Source organism: Pseudomonas sp. LBUM1640, assembly GCF_059716225.1.
In genome coordinates this window covers 5629758-5649083 of sequence record NZ_CP166816.1, presented here as the reverse complement: position 1 = coordinate 5649083, position 19326 = coordinate 5629758, and the positions used below count along the sequence as shown (strand labels likewise).

Below are 19326 nucleotides of genomic sequence, written 5' to 3'. Positions count from 1 at the left end.
AAACGGTTTCCCTTAGAGGCTATCTGCCGGTTTTTTATTCGGTGGGTTTGCCCATGGGCGGTACAGCTTCGCTGCGCACCGGGAACGCCTGCTGGCGGCGGTCAGCGAAAAAGTATTCTAAAGTACGCCCGACCGTGCGGAAAGCCAGCTCTGACCAAGGGATATCGGCTTCATCGAACAGCTTCACTTCGAGGCTTTCGGGGCCGGCGGCGAAGTCCAGGTCGACCAGCTCGGCGCGGTAGAAGACATGCACCTGGCTGATGTGCGGCACATCGATCAGCGTGTAAATGCTCAGGTTGCGCACGCGGGCGCAGGCTTCTTCCAGGGTTTCGCGCATGGCGGCCTGCTCCACCGACTCGCCGTTCTCCATAAAACCTGCGGGCAGGGTCCAGTAACCCAGGCGCGGCTCGATGGCGCGGCGGCACAGCAGCACTTTATCGGCCCACACCGGCACGGTGCCGGCGACGATATTGGGGTTCTGATAATGAATGGTCGAGCAGTGATCACACACAAAACGCAGGCGTGAGTCGCCTTCGGGAATGCGCTGGGTAACCGGTTTACCGCACTGGCTGCAGAAGTTCATGCTGGGGTTCCTGGAGAGTGGGCCTATCTTGGCTTGGCGGGCAGGGCCCTGCAAGTTGTCGTTTCGCGACATGCGCAGGGTTTGGGGTTGGGTGCCTGCCCGCTTTGGTGCATGATGCAAGGTAGCCAACAGACCGAGATGACTCATGCTGGACGAGCTACTTCGCCGGGTAAGCAATCACACCCCTCACACACTGGAAACCGACGGGCGTTTCCCCGAGGCCGCCGTGTTGGTGCCGATTACCCGCAGCGACGAACCTGAGCTGATCCTGACCCTGCGCGCCAGTGGCCTGTCGACCCACGGCGGCGAAGTGGCGTTCCCCGGCGGACGGCGTGACCCCGAAGACCCGGACCTGATCTTTACCGCGCTACGTGAGGCCGAAGAAGAAATCGGCCTGCCGCCCGGCCTGGTGGAAGTCATTGGCCCGTTGAGCCCACTGATCTCCTTGCACGGCATTCGTGTAACGCCCTATGTCGGTGTTATCCCCGATTACGTCGAATACCTGGCCAATGATGCCGAAATCGCTGCGGTCTTCAGCGTGCCCTTGGAGTTTTTCCGCCAGGACCCGCGCGAACACACCCACCGCATCGATTACCAGGGCCGCAGTTGGTATGTGCCCAGCTATCGGTTTGGCGAATACAAGATCTGGGGGCTGACGGCAATCATGATTGTCGAGCTGATCAACCTGCTCTATGACGACGCCCAGATCAGCCTGCATCACCCGCCCAAAAGCTTCATCAATACCTGAGCCATCGCTTGAATGGCACCGCCGTGAGGACACACCATGAAATACCGCCTGGGCGACGCCCGCGTCGAGACTCATCCGCACAGCTGGGTGGCGCCGAATGCCACGCTGGTCGGCAAGGTCAAACTGGAAGAGGGCGCCAACGTGTGGTTCAACGCGGTGTTGCGCGGCGACAACGAGTTGATCCTGATCGGCAAGAACAGCAACGTGCAGGACGGCAGCGTGATGCACACCGACATAGGCTACCCGCTGACCCTGGGCACCGGCGTGACCATCGGCCATAACGCCATGCTGCACGGCTGCACCGTCGACGACTACAGCCTGATCGGCATCAACGCGGTGATCCTCAATGGCGCCAAGATCGGCAAGCATTGCATCATCGGCGCCAATTCGCTGATCGGCGAAGGCAAGGAAATTCCCGATGGTTCGCTGGTGATGGGCTCGCCGGGTAAGGTGGTGCGTGAGCTGACCGAGGCGCAGAAGCGCATGCTTGAAGCCAGCGCCGCGCACTATGTGCATAACTCACAGCGTTATGCGCGTGACCTGGTTGAGCAGGAAGAATGAACCCGATTGAACGCCCCGTCGCCTCGCCGTGCGTGAGCATTTGCGCGTTGGATGATGACGACATTTGCACGGGTTGCCAGCGTACGGTGGAGGAGATCACACGCTGGAGCCGCATGGACAATGCCGAGCGCCGGGTGGTGTTGGGGTTGTGCCATGAGCGGGCGAAGGCGAGTGGGTTGGTGTGGATGATGCCGGGCAAATCTGGCGCCTGATTTGTAGGAGAGCTGCTTTCTTGTGGCGAGGGAGCTTGCTCCCGCTGGGCTGCGAAGCGGCCCCTTATCAGGCGACTGCATTTCTTCAGGTACGCCGCTATCGCCCCTTTTAGGGCCGCTTCGCGCCCCAGCGGGAGCAAGCTCCCTCGCCACAATGATTGCTGTGCATTACCCTGTGCGGCATTACCCACAGGTTCGTCCCTCATGCTCTTCCTGATCGCCTACATCAGCAGCGTCGTGCTGATCAACTTCGCCTTTTCCACCGCCCCGCACCTGGATGTCATCTGGTCTGCCTGGGGTGGCCTGGTGTTTATCCTGCGCGACATGGTGCAAACCCGCTTCGGCCATGGCGCAATCATCGCCATGCTGGCGGCGCTGGTGCTGTCGTATATCACCTCCGACCCGTCCATCGCCCTGGCCAGTGCCACGGCGTTTGCGGTGTCCGAATGCATTGACTGGCTGGTGTTCAGCATCACCAGGCGCCCGCTGCATGACCGCCTGTGGATAAGTTCGGCGCTGAGCATTCCCCTCGATACGTTTATCTTCTTCGGCCTGATCGGCGCGCTGACGCCGGCGGTGGCGGGCACGGCGCTGGTGTCAAAATTCGCAGGCGTCACCGTGGTGTGGCTGATCATGGCCTGGCGCATGCGCAAACGGGCCGTCGCCAACTGAGGCCAATTCTTGCAGTTCATGTAAAATGCCGGCCTTTCTCCCCATGATCCGCTCCCCTGAGGACCTGAGATGACCCGAATCGGAACTCCATTGTCGCCAACCGCGACCCGCGTTTTGCTGTGTGGCTGCGGTGAGCTGGGCAAGGAAGTGGTAATCGAGCTGCAACGCCTGGGCGTTGAAGTGATTGCCGTGGATCGCTACGCCAACGCGCCGGCCATGCAGGTGGCGCACCGTAGCCATGTGATCAATATGCTCGACGGCGCCGCCCTGCGTGCGGTGATCGAAGCGGAAAAACCGCACTTCATCGTGCCGGAAATCGAAGCCATCGCCACCGCCACGCTGGTAGAGCTGGAAGCCGAAGGCTTCACCGTGATCCCAACCGCGCGTGCCACCTCGCTGACCATGAACCGTGAAGGCATCCGCCGCCTGGCCGCCGAAGAGCTGGACCTGCCCACCTCGCCGTACCACTTTGCCGACACCTTCGAAGACTACAGCAAGGCTGTGCAAGACCTGGGCTTCCCGTGCGTGGTCAAGCCGGTGATGAGCTCTTCGGGCAAGGGCCAGAGCCTGCTGCGCAGCGCGGACGACGTGCAAAAAGCCTGGGAGTACGCCCAGGAAGGCGGGCGTGCCGGTAAAGGCCGCGTGATCATCGAAGGCTTTATCGACTTCGATTACGAGATCACCCTGCTGACCGTGCGCCACATCGGCGGCACCACCTTCTGCGCGCCGGTCGGCCACCGTCAGGAGAAAGGCGACTACCAGGAATCCTGGCAGCCGCAAGCCATGAGCCCGATTGCCCTGGCGGAATCCGAGCGGGTTGCCAAAGCGGTGACCGAGGCCTTGGGCGGTCGTGGCCTGTTTGGCGTGGAATTGTTCATCAAGGGCGATCAGGTGTGGTTCAGCGAAGTGTCGCCGCGTCCGCATGACACGGGTTTGGTAACGCTGATTTCTCAGGACCTGTCGCAGTTCGCGCTGCACGCTCGCGCCATTCTGGGCCTGCCGATTCCTTTGATCCGTCAGTTCGGGCCTTCGGCTTCGGCGGTTATTCTGGTGGAAGGGCAGTCGACCCAGACCGCGTTCGCCAACCTCGGCGCTGCTTTGAGCGAGCCGGACACGGCGTTGCGTCTGTTTGGTAAGCCAGAAGTGAATGGCCAGCGCCGGATGGGCGTGGCATTGGCGCGGGATGAGTCGATTGAGGCGGCTCGGGCCAAGGCGACTCGTGCTTCCAAGGCTGTTGTTGTAGAGCTGTAACCCCACGCAGATCGTTCCCACGCTCTGCGTGGGAATGCAGCCCCGGGCGCTCTGCGTCCCAAAGCGTGACGCTCTGCGTCACAAGAGCCGTTCCCACGCAGAGCGTGGGAACGATCTGCGTTCAGGCGACCTTGTTCAAATCGTTATCCCGCGTCTCTTTCAGGCACAGCACAGCAATCAGGCTGAGCAACGCTGCCGCCGACACATACCCGCCGACATAACTCAGCCCGCCCATCGCCACCAGCTTGGTCGCGAAGAACGGTGCAGCCGAAGCGCCGACGATCCCACCCAGGTTATACGCCGCTGAAGCGCCGGTATAACGCACGCGCGTCGGGAACAGTTCCGGCAGCATCGCGCCCATTGGGGCAAACGTGATACCCATCAGGAACAGCTCCAGCGCCAGGAACAACGCCACCGCCCAGGTAGAGCCGTGGGTGAGCAACGGCTCCATGGTGAAACCCGACAGAATTGCCAGGACTGCGCCGACGATCAGCACTGGCTTGCGCCCGTAACGGTCGCTGGCCAAGGCTGCCAGCGGCGTGGCCAAGCCCATGAACAGCACCGCAAAGCACAGCAAACCGAGGAACATTTCGCGGCTGTAGCCCAGCGTCGAAACCCCATAACTCAGGGAAAACGCGGTGGTGATGTAGAACAGCGCATAGCACACCACCATCGAGGCGGCGCCCAGCAGTACCGGCAGCCAATGTTGGCTGAACAACTCTACCAGCGGCACTTTCACCGGTGCTTCCTTAGCGACGGCGTTGGCGAACACCGGGGTTTCATGCAATTTGAGGCGTGCATACAGGCCGACCATCACCAGCGCGGCGCTGAGGATGAACGGGATACGCCAGCCCCAGCTGCGGAACTGTTCGTCGTTGAGGCTCATGGCCAGGATCAGGAACAGGCCGTTGGCCGCCAGAAAGCCAATCGACGGGCCCAGTTGCGGGAACATGCCGAACCAGGCGCGCTTGCCCTTCGGTGCGTTCTCGGTGGCCAGCAACGCCGCGCCACCCCATTCACCGCCAAGCCCCAGGCCCTGGCCGAAACGCAGCACACACAACAGGATCGGGGCCCAGGCGCCGATGCTGTCATAGCCCGGCAGCAAGCCGATCAACGTGGTGCACACGCCCATCAGCAGCAACGAAGCGACCAACGTGGATTTGCGCCCGATACGATCACCAAAGTGACCGAACAGCGCTGAGCCCAGCGGGCGAGCGATAAAGGCGATACCGAAGGTCAGGAACGACGCCAGCATCTGCGCGGTGCCGGAGGTCTGCGGGAAGAACACCGGGCCGATCACCAGCGCAGCAGCCGTGGCGTAGATGTAGAAATCGTAGAACTCGATGGCGGTGCCGACAATGCTCGCGGTCGCAACCCGTGCGGTCGAGTTGAGCGGGGCGGCGGTCGCGGCCTCGTTATAGGTGGTGCTCATTGAGGTATCCCTGACGGTCATTGCGCGTTTGGACGCGGATTATTATTGGTCGAACACCCATGGGTCAGAGGTGTGCGCGGGGCGGCTCGGGATGGGAGCAAACACCGGTCAGACACGGTAAAGCAGTGCCTGGACGCGCTGAGTGCGGGTAGCACGCGGTCGGGCGGGGCTTGGGTAAGCCGGCTCGATTATAGGAAGGGGTTTGAACATACAACAAGGGGGCTGACGAGGATCTCTTGGCTGGAAACCGGATCAATGTGGGAGCTGGCTTGATCTGGCCTAATGAAATTGGACACATCAATAGGGCGCTATGATGGCGCCCAAATCTAAGGTGTGCATGATGATGCGAAAGTCCTATTCCAGCGAGTTTAAGCTCAATGCAGCAAGCATGGTGCTCGATCAAGATCAGCCTGTTCCCGAGGTCTGTGCCAACCTCGATATCGGCCCTACAGCCTTGCGCCGATGGGTTGAGCAGGTCAGGAAAGAACGTACAGGCTCAACGCTAGCTGGCACAAAGGCCATTACCGCCGACCAAAAACAAATACAGGGACTCAAAGCTCTGCTCAGGCAGAAAGAAAGGGATATCGAAATCCTAAAAAAGGCCAGTGTTCTCCTGCTTTTGGACTCCAAAGATCATTCCCTCTGATCAGCGAGCTAGGCGAACAGTATGGCATTTCGGATTGCTGCCGAGTGTTTGAAGTCAACCGCAGCAGCTACTACGCCTGGCGTCAGCGCCAGGGGAAAACCAACCCGGAGCGCGAAGCGCTCAAAGTTGTGCTGATCAAGTTCCACAAAGCCTCAAAAGGTTCAGCCGGCGCCCGAACGCTCGCCAAGGATATGCAGGGTGTAGAGCATAAAGTTGGACGCTACATGGCTAGTCGTTTGATGAAGGAAGCCGGGATCTCCAGCAGCCAACGCAGACCCCATAAGTACAAATCGTCGGGCGCTGAGTCGCTGATAGCTGAGAACGTGCTGGACCGTGAGTTTTATGTGGCGGATATCAACAAAGTCTGGTGCGCAGATATCACCTACATCCAGATAGGTAAACGCTGGCTCTATTTCTCCGTGGTTTTGGATCTATTTGCACGACGGGTGGTGGGATGGTCTTACTCATTGGTCGCCGATGCGACTCTAGCAAGTGTATCGCTGCGCATGGCCGTTGAGCTGAGAGGGCAACCGAAAGGCGTGCTGTTTCACTCAGACCAGGGATGCCAATACACCAGTCATAAATTCAGGGACGAACTGATGGCCCATGAGCTAAAGCAAAGCATGAGTCGAAAAGGCCAATGTTGGGATAACGCCCCGATGGAGCGCTTCTTTGGCAGTTTGAAATCCGAATGGGTCCCTGAAGACGGTTACGATTCAGAGTTCGAGGCCCGTGTTGATATCAACCGATATGTGGCGCGCTACAACAATGTAAGGCGCCACAGCTACAACGGATATCACTCGCCGGCAGCGGCAGAAAAGATGGCCGCTTGAGAACCGAAAAGAATGTCCAAAATTACTGGACCAGATCAGCTTGCCTGCGATTCAGGCGCCTGGGTGTATCAGGAGCACCGAGGTGATGCCATCGCAGGCAAGCCAGCTCCCACAGTTTGAACAGTGTCCAGCAGGAGGTCAGGCGGCGACCGGCACTCGGCTGGTGTGCCAGATCAGTACCTTGCTCACGCGGTTGTCCTCGGTCTCGAGGATTTCCAGGCGATAGCGGCCTATTTTCAGGCACACCGCACAGTCCGGAATGGTCTCCAGCGCTTCGGTCACCAAGCCGTTGAGGGTCTTGGGGCCGTCGCTGGGCAAATGCCAGCCCAGGCTCTTGTTGAGTTCGCGGATCGACGCGGCGCCGTCGATGATGTAGCGGCCGTCGGGTTGCGCTTCGATATGCGGGTTGTCCACCGCCTGATCGCTTTCGAATTCGCCGACGATCTCTTCGAGGATGTCTTCGAGGGTGACAATGCCCAGCACTTCGCCGTATTCGTCCACCACCATGCCCAGGCGCCGCTGCTGTTTGTGGAAGTTCAGCAGTTGCAGTTGCAGCGGCGTACTTTCCGGGACGAAGTAGGGCTCGTGGCAAGCGGCGAGCAGGGCTTCCTTGGTCAGGCTGGCGTCGGGCAGCAGGTGCTGGATCTGTCGCGTATTGAGCACGGCTTCGACTTGGTTGATGTCACTGTGGAACACCGGCAGGCGCGTGCGCTGGGAAGTGCGCAGTTGCTCGATGATTTCTTCGAGCGAGTCATCCAGGTTGATACCGTCTACTTCGCTGCGCGGCACCAGGATGTCGTTGACCGTGATGTTGTCCAGGGCATGGATGCCGGGCATGCCGGGCGTGCGATTATCGTCGGCCTCGGGCTGCGGTTCATCGTCATGGTCGGGCAGCGGCTCGTCGCTCTTTTTCACCACACCGGATTTGCGCGTGAACGGGCGCAGCAACATCAGGCTGATGCCATTGAGCAACCAGGCGATGGGGTAGAGGATTTTCAGCGGCACGCCCAACAGCGTGTTGCCAAAGCCCAGCACGGCTTGCGGGTGGCGAACGGCGAGGGCGCGCGGCAAGTAGTCGGCCAGCACCAGCAGGATCGCGCAGGAGATCAGCCAGCCGAGCCACGGGCCGTTCTGCGCCCAGGCGTAAATCGCCAGCAGCGTGCAAAGAATTACCACGGCGGCGCGACACAGGCTGTTGCACAAAATCAGGCTATTACGCGGGAAATTCAGGCGGGCAGCCGCCTTGTCACCCTGGCGTGTGCCGGGGCGCAGGGCCAGCAAGTGTTGTTGCGCGGCTTCAATGGCGGTAAACAGCGTTGCCCATAACACCAGCAAGGCAATTACCGCGAGCATCGGCCCAAGGGGCAAGTTGTCCATGATGGCTGCCCGTCAGATATGCAGGATGTATTCGCGAACCAGCTTGCTGCCGAAATAGGCCAGCATCAGCAGGCAGAAACCGGCCAGGGTCCAGCGGATTGCCTTGTGCCCGCGCCAGCCGAGGCGGTTACGCCCCCACAGCAACACGCTGAACACCACCCAGGCCAGGCACGCCAGCAGGGTTTTGTGCACCAGGTGCTGGGCGAAAAGGTTTTCGACGAACAGCCAGCCGGAAATCAACGACAGCGACAGCAGCGTCCAGCCGGCCCAGAGGAAGCCGAACAGCAGGCTTTCCATGGTTTGCAGCGGCGGGAAATTTTTGATCAGCCCGGACGGGTGCTTGTTTTTAAGCTGGTGGTCCTGCAGCAGCAGGAGCAAGGCCTGGAACACCGCGATGGTGAACATGCCGTAGGCCAGGATCGACAGCAGGATGTGCGCGAGGATGCCCGGCTCCTCGTCGATCACCTGTACGGTGCCGGTCGGGGTGAATTGCGCCAGCAGCACTGTCAGCACCCCCAGCGGGAATAACAGCACCAACAGGTTTTCCACCGGTATGCGATAGCAGGCCAGCAGCGTCAGTGCGATGACGGCAGCGGCGATCAGGCTGGCGGCGCTGAAAAAGTCCAGGCCCAGGCCAACCGGCGTCATTAAGTGGGTGAACAGGCTCGCGGCGTGGGCCAGCAGGGCGACGACGCCCAGGCCTACCAGCAGACGTTTGTCCGCTTTCGTGCCTTGGGCCAGACGAGTGCCCTGATAGAGAGTCGCAGCGGCGTACAAAATGGCGGCGGCGAGGCTGGGTAGCAAACTGGGTGACAAGGGGACCATAAATCCTGATAGACAAGCCCGAAAGGCGCTGAGTTTGGCACACACCTGCGCTGCACGAAAGACTCCCGGGCCAGACAGCGGGTGTGCACAGGCGCAGTCTTCGCTATAATCCGCGACCTGCCCACGCCGCAGGCTCGCCGAGCGCTGTTTTTAATAGCGATTTACCACAGCCTGGGCCGTCATTACCTCGGTCTACCATAGGGCCAGAAAGGATCGCGCATGTTTGAAAACTTGACTGACCGTCTCTCGCAGACGCTGCGCCACGTAACGGGCAAGGCCAAGCTGACCGAGGACAATATTAAAGACACCCTGCGTGAAGTGCGCATGGCGTTGCTGGAAGCCGACGTGGCCTTGCCGGTGGTGAAGGACTTCGTCAACTCGGTCAAAGAGCGCGCGGTCGGCACCGAAGTGTCCCGCAGCCTCACCCCAGGCCAGGCCTTCGTGAAGATCGTCCAGGCCGAACTCGAAAGCCTGATGGGCGCGGCCAACGAAGATTTGAACCTCAGCGCCGTGCCACCGGCCGTTGTGCTGATGGCCGGTCTGCAAGGTGCGGGTAAGACCACCACCGCCGGCAAGCTGGCGCGCTTCCTTAAAGAGCGCAAAAAGAAATCCGTCATGGTGGTGTCGGCCGACGTGTACCGTCCGGCGGCCATCAAACAGCTGGAAATGCTCGCGGGCGAAGTGGGGGTGACCTTCTTCCCGTCCGACCTGAGCCAGAAGCCGGTCGACATTGCCAACGCGGCTATTAAAGAAGCCAAGCTGAAATTCATCGACGTGGTCATCGTCGATACCGCCGGTCGCCTGCACATCGATGAAGAGATGATGGGCGAGATCAAGGCGCTGCATGCCGCGATCAACCCGGTCGAGACGCTGTTCGTGGTCGACGCCATGACCGGCCAGGATGCGGCCAACACCGCCAAGGCCTTCGGCGATGCACTGCCGCTGACCGGTGTGATCCTGACCAAGGTTGACGGCGACGCCCGTGGCGGTGCTGCGCTGTCGGTACGGGCCATCACCGGCAAGCCGATCAAGTTCATCGGTATGGGCGAGAAGAGCGACGCGCTCGAGCCGTTCCACCCTGAGCGTATCGCCTCGCGTATCCTCGGCATGGGTGACGTGCTCAGCCTGATCGAACAGGCCGAAGCCACGCTCGACAAAGACAAGGCCGACAAACTGGCCAAGAAGCTGAAGAAGGGCAAGGGCTTCGACCTCGAAGACTTCCGTGACCAGCTGCAACAGATGAAGAACATGGGCGGCTTAGGCGGCCTGATGGACAAACTGCCGAACATTGGCGGTGTGAACCTGGCGCAAATGGGCAATGCCCAGGGCGCGGCAGAGAAGCAGTTCAAGCAGATGGAAGCCATCATTAACTCCATGACCCCGGCCGAGCGCCGCGACCCTGAGCTGATCAGCGGTTCGCGCAAACGTCGGATCGCCATGGGCTCCGGCACCCAGGTGCAGGACATCGGTCGCTTGATCAAGCAGCACAAGCAGATGCAGAAGATGATGAAGAAATTCTCCGCCAAAGGCGGAATGGCCAAGATGATGCGCGGCATGGGCGGTATGTTGCCCGGCGGCGGCATGCCTAAAATGTAAAGTATTCGAGCGCAAGCACGCTTGCGCTCCGACCCACACGGAAGTGGGATCTCCAGCAAACCCGCTATTGGCGGGCGCTGACTCGCCGTTTTAACCGACGGCTCTATAGCAGATCTGAGTGGCACGCTGATAGGCGCCAGAAAAAGACATTTGCAAAAGTCCGGATATTCCTTAGAATATGCGGCCTTTCGGGCACCTATGCCCGCTGTGCATTTAGATTTGCAGCACCGACTACAGGAACGATGTTCACATGCTAACAATCCGTCTTGCCCTTGGCGGCTCCAAAAAGCGCCCGTTTTACCACTTGACCGTAACTGACAGCCGCAACCCACGTGACGGCTCTCACAAGGAACAAGTTGGCTTCTTCAACCCGATCGCTCGTGGTCAAGAAGTTCGTCTGTCCGTGAACCAAGAGCGCGTAGCCTACTGGCTGAGCGTTGGTGCACAGCCATCCGAGCGTGTTGCCAAGTTGTTGAAGGACTCGGCTAAGGCCGCAGCCTGAGCAATATGAACGCGACGCCAGCTGTTGCTGATGATTTGATCGTTATCGGCAAGATTTACTCTGTTCATGGCGTTCGCGGCGAAGTGAAGGTGTATTCCTTTACTGATCCGACTGAAAACCTGTTGCAGTACAAAACCTGGACGCTCAAGCGCGAAGGTAGTGTGAAACAGGTCGAGCTGGTCAGTGGACGCGGGAGCGATAAGTTCCTGGTCGCAAAGCTCAAGGGTCTTGATGATCGTGAAGAAGCTCGTCTTCTGGCCGGTTATGAGATCTGCGTGCCGCGCAACCTGTTCCCTGAATTGACCGACGGCGAGTACTACTGGTACCAGCTGGAAGGTCTGAAGGTTATTGATCAACTCGGGCAATTGCTCGGGAAAATCGATCATCTTCTGGAAACCGGCGCCAATGATGTAATGGTGGTCAAGCCTTGCGCTGGCAGCCTGGATGATCGTGAACGCCTGTTGCCGTATACCGAGCAATGCGTGTTGACCGTCGACCTGGCAGCGGGCGAGATGAAGGTGGAATGGGACGCGGACTTCTAAGCGTGGCTAATTTGCGCATTGAAGTGATCAGTTTGTTTCCCGAGATGTTCTCCGCCATCAGCGAGTACGGCATCACCAGTCGGGCGGTGAAACAGGGGCTGTTGCAGCTTACCTGTTGGAACCCGCGAGACTACACGACGGATCGACATCACACTGTGGACGATCGCCCATTTGGCGGTGGCCCGGGCATGGTGATGAAGATCAAGCCCCTGGAAGACGCGTTGGTTCAGGCCAAGGCAGCTGCCGGGGAGAAGGCGAAGGTAATTTACCTGTCCCCTCAAGGCCGCCAGCTGAAACAGGCTGCGGTACGCGAACTGGCGAATGAGGAAGCATTAATCCTGATTGCCGGCCGCTATGAAGGCATTGACGAGCGGTTTATTGAAGCTCATGTCGATGAAGAGTGGTCGATTGGGGACTATGTCCTGTCTGGCGGCGAGCTGCCGGCGATGGTCCTGATAGATGCGGTTACACGACTGCTGCCTGGAGCTTTAGGGCATGCGGACTCCGCGGAGGAAGATTCCTTCACGGATGGTTTGCTGGATTGCCCGCACTACACCCGACCGGAGGTGTATGCGGATCAGCGTGTTCCCGACGTATTGCTAAGTGGCAATCACGCACACATCCGGCGTTGGCGTTTACAGCAGTCCCTTGGTCGGACCTATGAACGACGCGCCGATCTTCTGGAAAGCCGCTCGCTTTCTGGAGAAGAGAAGAAGCTGCTCGAGGAATACATCCTCGCGCGGGACGATAGTTAACAACGTATCGATGGTAGGTCCGACGACTTACCTTAGGAGCACAGCATGACTAACAAAATCATCCTTGCACTCGAAGCAGAGCAGATGACCAAAGAGATCCCTACCTTTGCCCCAGGCGACACTATTGTCGTTCAGGTGAAAGTGAAGGAAGGCGACCGTTCGCGTCTGCAAGCGTTCGAAGGCGTGGTAATCGCCAAGCGTAACCGTGGTGTGAACAGTGCTTTCACTGTTCGTAAAATCTCCAACGGTGTTGGCGTAGAGCGTACTTTCCAGACCTACAGCCCGCAAATCGACAGCATGGCCGTTAAGCGTCGCGGTGACGTACGTAAAGCCAAGCTGTACTACCTGCGTGACCTGTCCGGTAAAGCAGCTCGCATCAAGGAAAAACTGGCTTAAGTCCAGCTTCCCGATGCAGAAAAAAGCAGCCTACGGGCTGCTTTTTTGTGCCTGAAATTTGCCCATTGCCGGTATTTGTCCATGACCACCCGCCTCGAAGAAATCCAGCGTCGCACCGACCTGTCCGTGACCCACGTGACCAAGGCCGTATTCCCGCCGACTACCAACCACCACAACACCCTGTTCGGCGGCACTGCTTTGGCATGGATGGACGAAGTGTCGTTCATCACCGCTACGCGTTTTTGCCGCTTGCCGCTGGTGACGGTGTCCACCGACCGTATCGATTTTAATCATGCGATCCCGGCCGGCTCCATCGTTGAGCTGATCGGCCGCGTGATCAAAGTGGGCAACACCAGCCTTAAGGTCGAAGTCGAAGTGTTTGTGGAAAGCATGAGCGCCGATGGGCGTGAGAAGGCGATCCAGGGCGTGTTCAGCTTTGTGGCAATTGATGCCGACAAGCGGCCAGTGCCGGTGTTGCCTGGGTTTGTTGACTGATCCGAGACCGCTATCGCCGGCAAGCTGCTCCCACATTTGATCGATGTTGATCATGCTAGCAAGCAAAACACAAAACCCATGTGGGAGCTGGCTTGCCTGCGATAGGATCTACCCGACACCCCAGTAATTAACCTGAGCCTCTATGCCCGCCATTGACCACCCTCTGATCGACCGCTTCCTCGACGCCCTGTGGCTGGAAAAAGGCCTGTCGGAAAACACTCGCCAGGCCTATCGCAGTGACTTGGCCCTGTTCAATGGCTGGTTGCAGGAAAAAAACCTCGAACTGATCAATGCCGGCCGCGAATTGATCCTCGACCACCTGGCCTGGCGCCTGGAGCAGCACTACAAGCCGCGCTCCACGGCACGATTTCTCTCCGGCGTACGTGGTTTTTATCGCTACTTGCTGCGGGAAAAACTGATCATCGTTGACCCGACCCTGCAAATCGATATGCCGCAACTCGGCAGGCCATTGCCCAAATCCCTGTCGGAAGCCGACGTGGATGCCTTGCTCGCTGCCCCCGACCTGAGCGAGGCCATCGGCCAACGTGACCGCGCCATGCTCGAAGTGCTCTACGCCTGCGGTCTGCGCGTGACCGAGCTGATCAGCCTGACCCTGGAGCAAGTCAACCTGCGCCAGGGTGTGCTGCGGGTGATGGGCAAGGGCAGCAAGGAGCGGTTGGTGCCGATGGGCGAGGAGGCGATTGTGTGGGTCGAGCGCTACATGCGTGATGCGCGCGGCGAATTGCTCGGTGGGCGGCCCAGTGATGTGCTGTTCCCCAGCCTGCGCGGCGAGCAGATGACCCGCCAGACCTTCTGGCACCGTATCAAGCACCAGGCCAAGGTGGCCGGGATAGGCAAGGCGCTCTCGCCGCATACGTTACGCCATGCGTTTGCAACGCATTTGCTCAACCACGGTGCGGATTTGCGCGTCGTGCAAATGCTGCTGGGGCACAGTGACTTATCCACAACCCAGATCTACACCCATGTCGCGCGCGCGCGTCTGCAGGACATGCACGCCAAGCATCACCCGCGCGGATAAAATTCCGTCGGAAAAGGCCCAATTTGCCTGCCGCAGTCTGCCCCCCGGCCCAACTGTGGTAGGCTTTGCCGGTTAGCAAAGGGGACGGCCTCAGCCCGTATTTACAGATCGGCGTTCCACGCCCGTCCCTGCATCTGCCTTCAGGAGTTCCCATGCGCTTGACCCAGATTATTGCCGCCGCAGCGATTGCGTTGGTTTCCACCTTTGTTGTCGCCGATGACGCCGCCGAGCAAACGATTCGCAAGAGTCTGGCTAACCTGGCGCTCGACACACCCATCGAAAGCATCAGTGCCAGCCCGATGGCCGGCCTGTATGAAGTCAAGCTCAAGGGCAGCCGCGTGCTGTATGCCAGTGCCGATGGCCAGTACATCGTCCAGGGCTACCTGTTCCAGTTGAAAGATGGCAAGCCGGTCAACCTCACCGAGAAAGCCGAGCGCCTCGGTGTGTCGAAGCTGATCAACGGTATTCCCGTGGCTGAAACCGTGGTTTACCCAGCCATTGGCGAGACCAAAACCCACATCACCGTGTTCACCGACACCACCTGCCCGTACTGCCACAAGCTGCATGCCGAAGTGCCTGCGCTGAACAAGCTCGGTGTGGAAGTACGCTACGTAGCGTTCCCGCGCCAGGGCCTGGGCTCGCCGGGTGACGAGCAGTTGCAGGCGGTGTGGTGCTCGGCCGACAAGAAAGCGGCCATGGACAAAATGGTCGATGGCAAGGAAATCAAGGCGGCCAAATGCGCCAACCCGGTTTCCAAGCAGTTTGCCTTGGGCCAGTCGATTGGCGTGAACGGTACACCGGCCATCGTTTTGGCTGACGGCCAAGTGATTCCGGGCTACCAGCCGGCGCCACAAGTTGCCAAACTGGCACTGGGTGCGAGTCAGCAGTAATCGTCGAGCCTTTGACGACCTGCCCCGCCGAACAGTCGACGGGGCATTAATTGAGAGCCGCAGTTGTGCGGCTGTTTTTCACGGCCGACCTTGAGTCGGCCGTTTCATGGGGAGTTCTTCAGTGAAACCGGTCAAAGTAGGCATCTGTGGGTTAGGGACCGTCGGTGGCGGCACCTTCAACGTACTTCAGCGTAATGCTGAAGAAATTTCCCGCCGTGCAGGGCGTGGGATTGAAGTGGCGCAAATTGCCACGCGTTCGCCAAAGCCTCAGTTCCAAACGACCGGTATTGCGATTACCAACGATGTCTTCGCCGTGGCCACCAATCCTGAAATCGATATCGTCATCGAACTGGTCGGCGGCTACACCGTGGCCCGTGACCTGGTGCTGCTGGCCATCGAAAACGGTAAGCACGTGGTCACCGCCAACAAGGCGCTGATCGCCGTGCACGGTAACGAGATCTTCGCCAAGGCGCGCGAGAAGGGCGTGATTGTTGCGTTCGAAGCCGCCGTGGCCGGTGGCATCCCGGTGATCAAGGCGATCCGTGAAGGCTTGTCCGCCAACCGCATCAACTGGGTGGCCGGCATCATCAACGGCACCGGTAACTTCATCCTCACCGAAATGCGCGAGAAGGGCCGTACCTTCGAAGACGTGCTGGCCGAAGCCCAGGCGCTGGGTTACGCCGAAGCCGACCCGACCTTCGACGTGGAAGGCATCGACGCCGCGCACAAGCTGACCATTCTGGCGTCCATTGCCTTTGGTATCCCGCTGCAGTTCGACAAGGCCTACACCGAAGGCATCACCAAGCTGACCACTGCCGACGTGAATTACGCCGAAGCCCTGGGCTACCGCATCAAGCACCTGGGCGTAGCGCGCAGCACACCAGCGGGTATTGAGCTGCGTGTGCACCCGACGCTGATCCCGGCCGACCGCCTGATCGCCAACGTCAACGGTGTGATGAACGCGGTGATGGTCAATGGTGACGCTGCCGGTTCCACCCTGTTCTACGGCGCCGGCGCCGGCATGGAGCCGACCGCGTCCTCGGTGATCGCCGACCTGGTGGACGTGGTTCGCGCCATGACCAGTGACCCGGAAAACCGTGTGCCGCACCTGGCCTTCCAGCCCGATTCGCTGTCGGCTCACCCGATCCTGCCGATCGAGGCGTGCGAAAGCGCTTACTACCTGCGTATCCAGGCCCAGGACCATCCTGGCGTGTTGGCCCAGGTCGCGAGCATCCTCTCGGAGCGCGGTATCAACATCGAGTCGATCATGCAGAAGGAAGTCGAGGAGCAAAACGGCCAGGTGCCGATGATTCTGCTGACCCACCGCGTGCTCGAGCAGCACATGAACGATGCCATCGCCGCCCTGGAAGCCCTGCAAGGCGTGGTCGGCCCGGTGGTGCGGATTCGCGTCGAACACTTGAACTAACGATTTGATCCAGGGGCCCCGAGCGTTCGGCGGCCTCTGTTCGAGAATGTTTTAGAGGAGCCAGTCATGCGTTACATCAGCACCCGCGGCCAGGCACCGGCCCTGAATTTCGAAGACGTTTTGCTCGCAGGCCTTGCCACTGACGGCGGCCTGTATGTGCCGGAAAACCTGCCACGTTTCACCCAGGAAGAAATCGCCTCCTGGGCCGGCCTGCCGTACCACGAGCTGGCCTTCCGGGTGATGCGCCCGTTCGTCACCGGCAGCATTCCGGATGCGGATTTCAAAAAAATTCTGGAAGAAACATACGGCGTGTTTTCCCACAGCGCCATCGCTCCGTTGCGCCAATTGAACGGTAACGAATGGGTACTTGAGCTGTTCCACGGCCCGACCCTGGCCTTCAAGGACTTCGCCCTGCAACTGCTCGGTCGCCTGCTCGATTACGTGCTTGAGAAGCGCGGCGAGCGCGTGGTGATCATCGGTGCCACCTCTGGTGATACCGGCTCGGCGGCCATCGAAGGTTGCAAGCACTGCGAAAACGTCGACATCTTCATCCTGCACCCGCACAAGCGCGTCTCTGAAGTGCAGCGTCGCCAGATGACCACCCTCTTTGGTGAGAACATCCACAACATCGCCATCGAAGGCAACTTCGATGACTGCCAGGAAATGGTCAAGAACAGCTTCGCCGACCAGAGCTTCCTCAAAGGCACGCGCCTGGTCGCGGTGAACTCGATCAACTGGGCGCGGATCATGGCCCAGATCGTTTACTACTTCCACGCAGCCCTGCAGTTGGGCGGCCCGGCGCGTTCGGTGTCGTTCTCGGTGCCGACCGGCAACTTCGGCGACATCTTCGCCGGCTACCTGGCACGCAACATGGGCCTGCCGATCAACCAGTTGATCGTCGCCACCAACCGCAACGACATCCTGCACCGCTTCATGAGCGGCAACCAGTACGTCAAGGAAACCCTGCACGCCACGCTGTCGCCGTCGATGGACATCATGGTCTCGTCGAACTTCGAACGTCTGCTGTTCGACATGCACGGTCGCAACGGCGCGGCCCTGGCCGAACTGATGAGCAGCTTCAAGAGCGGTGGCGGTTTCAGCGTCGAACAAGAGCGTTGGACCGAAACCCGCAAACTGTTCGACTCCCTGGCTGTGGACGATGAGCAGACCTGCGAAACCATCGCTGAAGTTTATGCCCAGACCGGTGAGCTGCTGGATCCGCACACCGCTATCGGCGTGAAGGCCGCGCGCGAATGCCGTCGCAGCCAGGACATTCCGATGGTGATTCTCGGCACGGCTCACCCGGTTAAATTTCCGGAAGCGGTGGAGAAGGCGGGTGTGGGCAAGGCGCTGGAATTGCCGGAGCACTTGGCTGACCTGTTCGAACGCGAAGAGCGTTGCACGGTGTTGGCCAATGACTTGAAGACTGTGCAGGCGTTTGTGAGCCAGCACGGGAATCGTGGCAAGCCGTTGTAAGGCGAACCGCGCAGACAAAAACGCCGCTTTCCCTGCCTTGGGTCAGCGGCGTTTTTTGTTTAAGGCAGGCCTACCTGGTGCGAACGTTTACGCGAGTAGTTTCTGCGCAAGGGCTACGACGGTGCTGAATACCGTAAACATGGCCATGACGACGCCCATTGGGTACCAGAAATTCTCTCGGGTAATCTTGTGAGCTTCCGCATTGAGTTTGCGTTGTTCGGCATAGATGCGTGAGATGTCAGCATGTATCTTCTCTAGCACAGCCTGTTCTTTATCGTGTTCCAGCATTGTATTTGTCCTTGAGTAGTGGGCCCTTTTGATGTGCGCTCTTTTCTGCACAGCAGACGGATTAGCGCTCACCGAGTATAGGATTCACCCTCTGTGCGAGCCTGCGCAAACCGCCAAAACAGCCACCCTTTGCGTAAGCAGTTATGTGCGGCCGTTTTTTGCTTGTCATGTTGCAAGCGCATGCTGGTTAACGTCACTCCCTGACGACCCCATAAAGACGATAAAGCGAACTTTCCTACGTCATAACCAGTCACTTAGGATAGATGCAGCTGCCGTTGAAACGATTGTTCCCGAACTATTGAGTGGTGATCGAGATGGAAAGTATCAGCCTATTGCTCGAAGAAGCACTGAGCCCTTATCAGGTTACGTTGACCACCTCGGGTGTGCAGGGCGAGTGCCTGGTGACTGTGAAGAACCCGGCCGGTGCCATCGTTGTGGAGCGTGATGTCGACCGCGCGCAATTGACCGATAAGCGCGTGCTGGTGGATGTGGTGGATTGCCTGCTGCGCGACCTGAAAATCGCCGAAGGCCGCCTGGAGCCTTCCGTCATTGCCGCATTGCGCAACGCTGCCCAGACCCGCAATAGCGCCGTTGCATGAAGAATTGTTTATCCGGGGAAACTTCCCACGGCATGGCCGGTCAGATTTTGTAACAGCAAGAGCAAGCATTGTGCTCCGGTGTTTGTGGCTTGTTGTACTGGTCTTTGTAGGCCACGTTTAACCCCGAAGTGTCTCCCCACTCTTCGGGGTTTCTTTTTGCCTGCGATTTGCCCTGGGATTGC

The 19326-nt window shown here is 59.4% G+C and carries 23 protein-coding genes; 18 read left to right on the top strand and 5 right to left on the bottom strand.

The annotated features are described in order from the left end of the window. Positions 1-34: 34 nt before the first annotated feature. Entirely contained in the window at positions 35-583 is a 549-nt protein-coding gene (locus ACA065_RS25030) for an NUDIX hydrolase (protein WP_497691957.1), read from the bottom strand. A 145-nt stretch (positions 584-728) separates the two neighbouring features. Here ACA065_RS25030 and ACA065_RS25025 point away from each other — a divergent pair, with 145 nt between their 5' ends. The 5 genes from ACA065_RS25025 to purT all read left to right on the top strand — a co-directional run bounded on the left by ACA065_RS25025 (position 729) and on the right by purT (position 4027). After that, positions 729-1331 (top strand): CoA pyrophosphatase, encoded by a 603-nt coding sequence (locus ACA065_RS25025; protein ID WP_458292206.1) that lies wholly within the window; start codon positions 729-731, stop codon positions 1329-1331. A 36-nt stretch (positions 1332-1367) separates the two neighbouring features. Then, positions 1368-1892 carry a gamma carbonic anhydrase family protein gene (locus ACA065_RS25020; protein ID WP_497691956.1) on the top strand — a complete coding sequence of 175 codons (525 nt, stop codon included), beginning with the start codon at positions 1368-1370 and terminating at the stop codon, positions 1890-1892. Continuing rightward, positions 1889-2104 carry a DUF1289 domain-containing protein gene (locus ACA065_RS25015; RefSeq protein ID WP_497691955.1) on the top strand — a complete coding sequence of 72 codons (216 nt, stop codon included), beginning with the start codon at positions 1889-1891 and terminating at the stop codon, positions 2102-2104. The genes ACA065_RS25020 and ACA065_RS25015 overlap by 4 nt, the downstream gene beginning before the upstream one ends. A 204-nt stretch (positions 2105-2308) precedes the next feature. After that, the gene (locus tag ACA065_RS25010; RefSeq protein ID WP_497691954.1) at positions 2309-2776 is read left to right on the top strand and encodes a preQ0 transporter; all 468 of its coding nucleotides are present in this window, start codon (positions 2309-2311) and stop codon (positions 2774-2776) included. A gap of 69 nt (positions 2777-2845) precedes the next feature. After that, on the top strand, positions 2846-4027 hold the full coding sequence (gene purT, locus ACA065_RS25005; protein ID WP_185708145.1) for a formate-dependent phosphoribosylglycinamide formyltransferase: 1182 nt from the start codon (positions 2846-2848) through the stop codon (positions 4025-4027). 121 nt (positions 4028-4148) lie between these two features. Here the strand turns inward: purT and ACA065_RS25000 are convergent, their stop codons facing one another. Continuing rightward, the gene (locus ACA065_RS25000; RefSeq protein ID WP_065930390.1) at positions 4149-5459 is read right to left on the bottom strand and encodes an MFS transporter; all 1311 of its coding nucleotides are present in this window, start codon (positions 5457-5459) and stop codon (positions 4149-4151) included. Between the two features lie 340 nt (positions 5460-5799). Here ACA065_RS25000 and ACA065_RS24995 point away from each other — a divergent pair, with 340 nt between their 5' ends. Then, entirely contained in the window at positions 5800-6105 is a 306-nt protein-coding gene (locus ACA065_RS24995; protein WP_497690620.1) for a transposase, read from the top strand. After that, complete coding sequence (locus ACA065_RS24990) at positions 6102-6938, top strand: IS3 family transposase (RefSeq protein WP_497695362.1); 837 nt, start codon at positions 6102-6104, stop codon at positions 6936-6938. Before ACA065_RS24995 ends, ACA065_RS24990 begins: the two co-directional genes overlap by 4 nt. Positions 6939-7076: 138 nt before the next feature. Here ACA065_RS24990 and ACA065_RS24985 read toward each other — a convergent pair whose 3' ends face one another. Further along, a complete protein-coding gene (locus ACA065_RS24985; RefSeq protein ID WP_497691953.1) occupies positions 7077-8315 on the bottom strand; it encodes a transporter associated domain-containing protein in 1239 nt (412 codons plus the stop codon). Between the two features lie 12 nt (positions 8316-8327). Further along, positions 8328-9140 carry a cytochrome C assembly family protein gene (locus ACA065_RS24980; RefSeq protein ID WP_497691952.1) on the bottom strand — a complete coding sequence of 271 codons (813 nt, stop codon included), beginning with the start codon at positions 9138-9140 and terminating at the stop codon, positions 8328-8330. Positions 9141-9359: 219 nt separating this feature from the next. On the opposite strand from ACA065_RS24980, the gene ffh reads away from it, so the two are divergent. From ffh to thrC, 10 genes are all read left to right on the top strand, one after another. Then, positions 9360-10736 carry a signal recognition particle protein gene (gene ffh / locus ACA065_RS24975; RefSeq protein WP_010207982.1) on the top strand — a complete coding sequence of 459 codons (1377 nt, stop codon included), beginning with the start codon at positions 9360-9362 and terminating at the stop codon, positions 10734-10736. 250 nt (positions 10737-10986) lie between these two features. Then, positions 10987-11238, top strand: a complete 252-nt coding sequence (gene rpsP / locus ACA065_RS24970) for a 30S ribosomal protein S16 (RefSeq protein ID WP_003238923.1) — start codon at positions 10987-10989, stop codon at positions 11236-11238. Between the two features lie 5 nt (positions 11239-11243). Beyond that, on the top strand, positions 11244-11780 hold the full coding sequence (rimM, locus tag ACA065_RS24965; protein WP_034128640.1) for a ribosome maturation factor RimM: 537 nt from the start codon (positions 11244-11246) through the stop codon (positions 11778-11780). Continuing rightward, complete coding sequence (trmD, locus tag ACA065_RS24960) at positions 11762-12535, top strand: tRNA (guanosine(37)-N1)-methyltransferase TrmD (protein ID WP_024077235.1); 774 nt, start codon at positions 11762-11764, stop codon at positions 12533-12535. The genes rimM and trmD overlap by 19 nt, the downstream gene beginning before the upstream one ends. Before the next feature lie 45 nt (positions 12536-12580). Next, positions 12581-12931 carry a 50S ribosomal protein L19 gene (gene rplS, locus ACA065_RS24955; protein ID WP_003175895.1) on the top strand — a complete coding sequence of 117 codons (351 nt, stop codon included), beginning with the start codon at positions 12581-12583 and terminating at the stop codon, positions 12929-12931. A gap of 81 nt (positions 12932-13012) precedes the next feature. Further along, positions 13013-13426 (top strand): acyl-CoA thioesterase, encoded by a 414-nt coding sequence (locus ACA065_RS24950; protein ID WP_003193963.1) that lies wholly within the window; start codon positions 13013-13015, stop codon positions 13424-13426. Positions 13427-13568: 142 nt separating this feature from the next. Then, on the top strand, positions 13569-14465 hold the full coding sequence (gene xerD, locus ACA065_RS24945) for a site-specific tyrosine recombinase XerD (protein WP_497691951.1): 897 nt from the start codon (positions 13569-13571) through the stop codon (positions 14463-14465). A 152-nt stretch (positions 14466-14617) separates the two neighbouring features. After that, positions 14618-15355 carry a thioredoxin fold domain-containing protein gene (locus tag ACA065_RS24940; RefSeq protein ID WP_497691950.1) on the top strand — a complete coding sequence of 246 codons (738 nt, stop codon included), beginning with the start codon at positions 14618-14620 and terminating at the stop codon, positions 15353-15355. A 121-nt stretch (positions 15356-15476) separates the two neighbouring features. Further along, on the top strand, positions 15477-16781 hold the full coding sequence (locus ACA065_RS24935) for a homoserine dehydrogenase (protein WP_159959606.1): 1305 nt from the start codon (positions 15477-15479) through the stop codon (positions 16779-16781). 66 nt (positions 16782-16847) lie between these two features. Beyond that, positions 16848-18257, top strand: a complete 1410-nt coding sequence (gene thrC / locus ACA065_RS24930; RefSeq protein ID WP_497691949.1) for a threonine synthase — start codon at positions 16848-16850, stop codon at positions 18255-18257. A gap of 87 nt (positions 18258-18344) precedes the next feature. Here the strand turns inward: thrC and ACA065_RS24925 are convergent, their stop codons facing one another. Further along, a complete protein-coding gene (locus ACA065_RS24925; RefSeq protein ID WP_497691948.1) occupies positions 18345-18545 on the bottom strand; it encodes a hypothetical protein in 201 nt (66 codons plus the stop codon). 314 nt (positions 18546-18859) lie between these two features. Here ACA065_RS24925 and ACA065_RS24920 point away from each other — a divergent pair, with 314 nt between their 5' ends. Beyond that, positions 18860-19144 carry a DUF3509 domain-containing protein gene (locus ACA065_RS24920; RefSeq protein ID WP_497691947.1) on the top strand — a complete coding sequence of 95 codons (285 nt, stop codon included), beginning with the start codon at positions 18860-18862 and terminating at the stop codon, positions 19142-19144. Positions 19145-19326 lie beyond the last annotated feature (182 nt).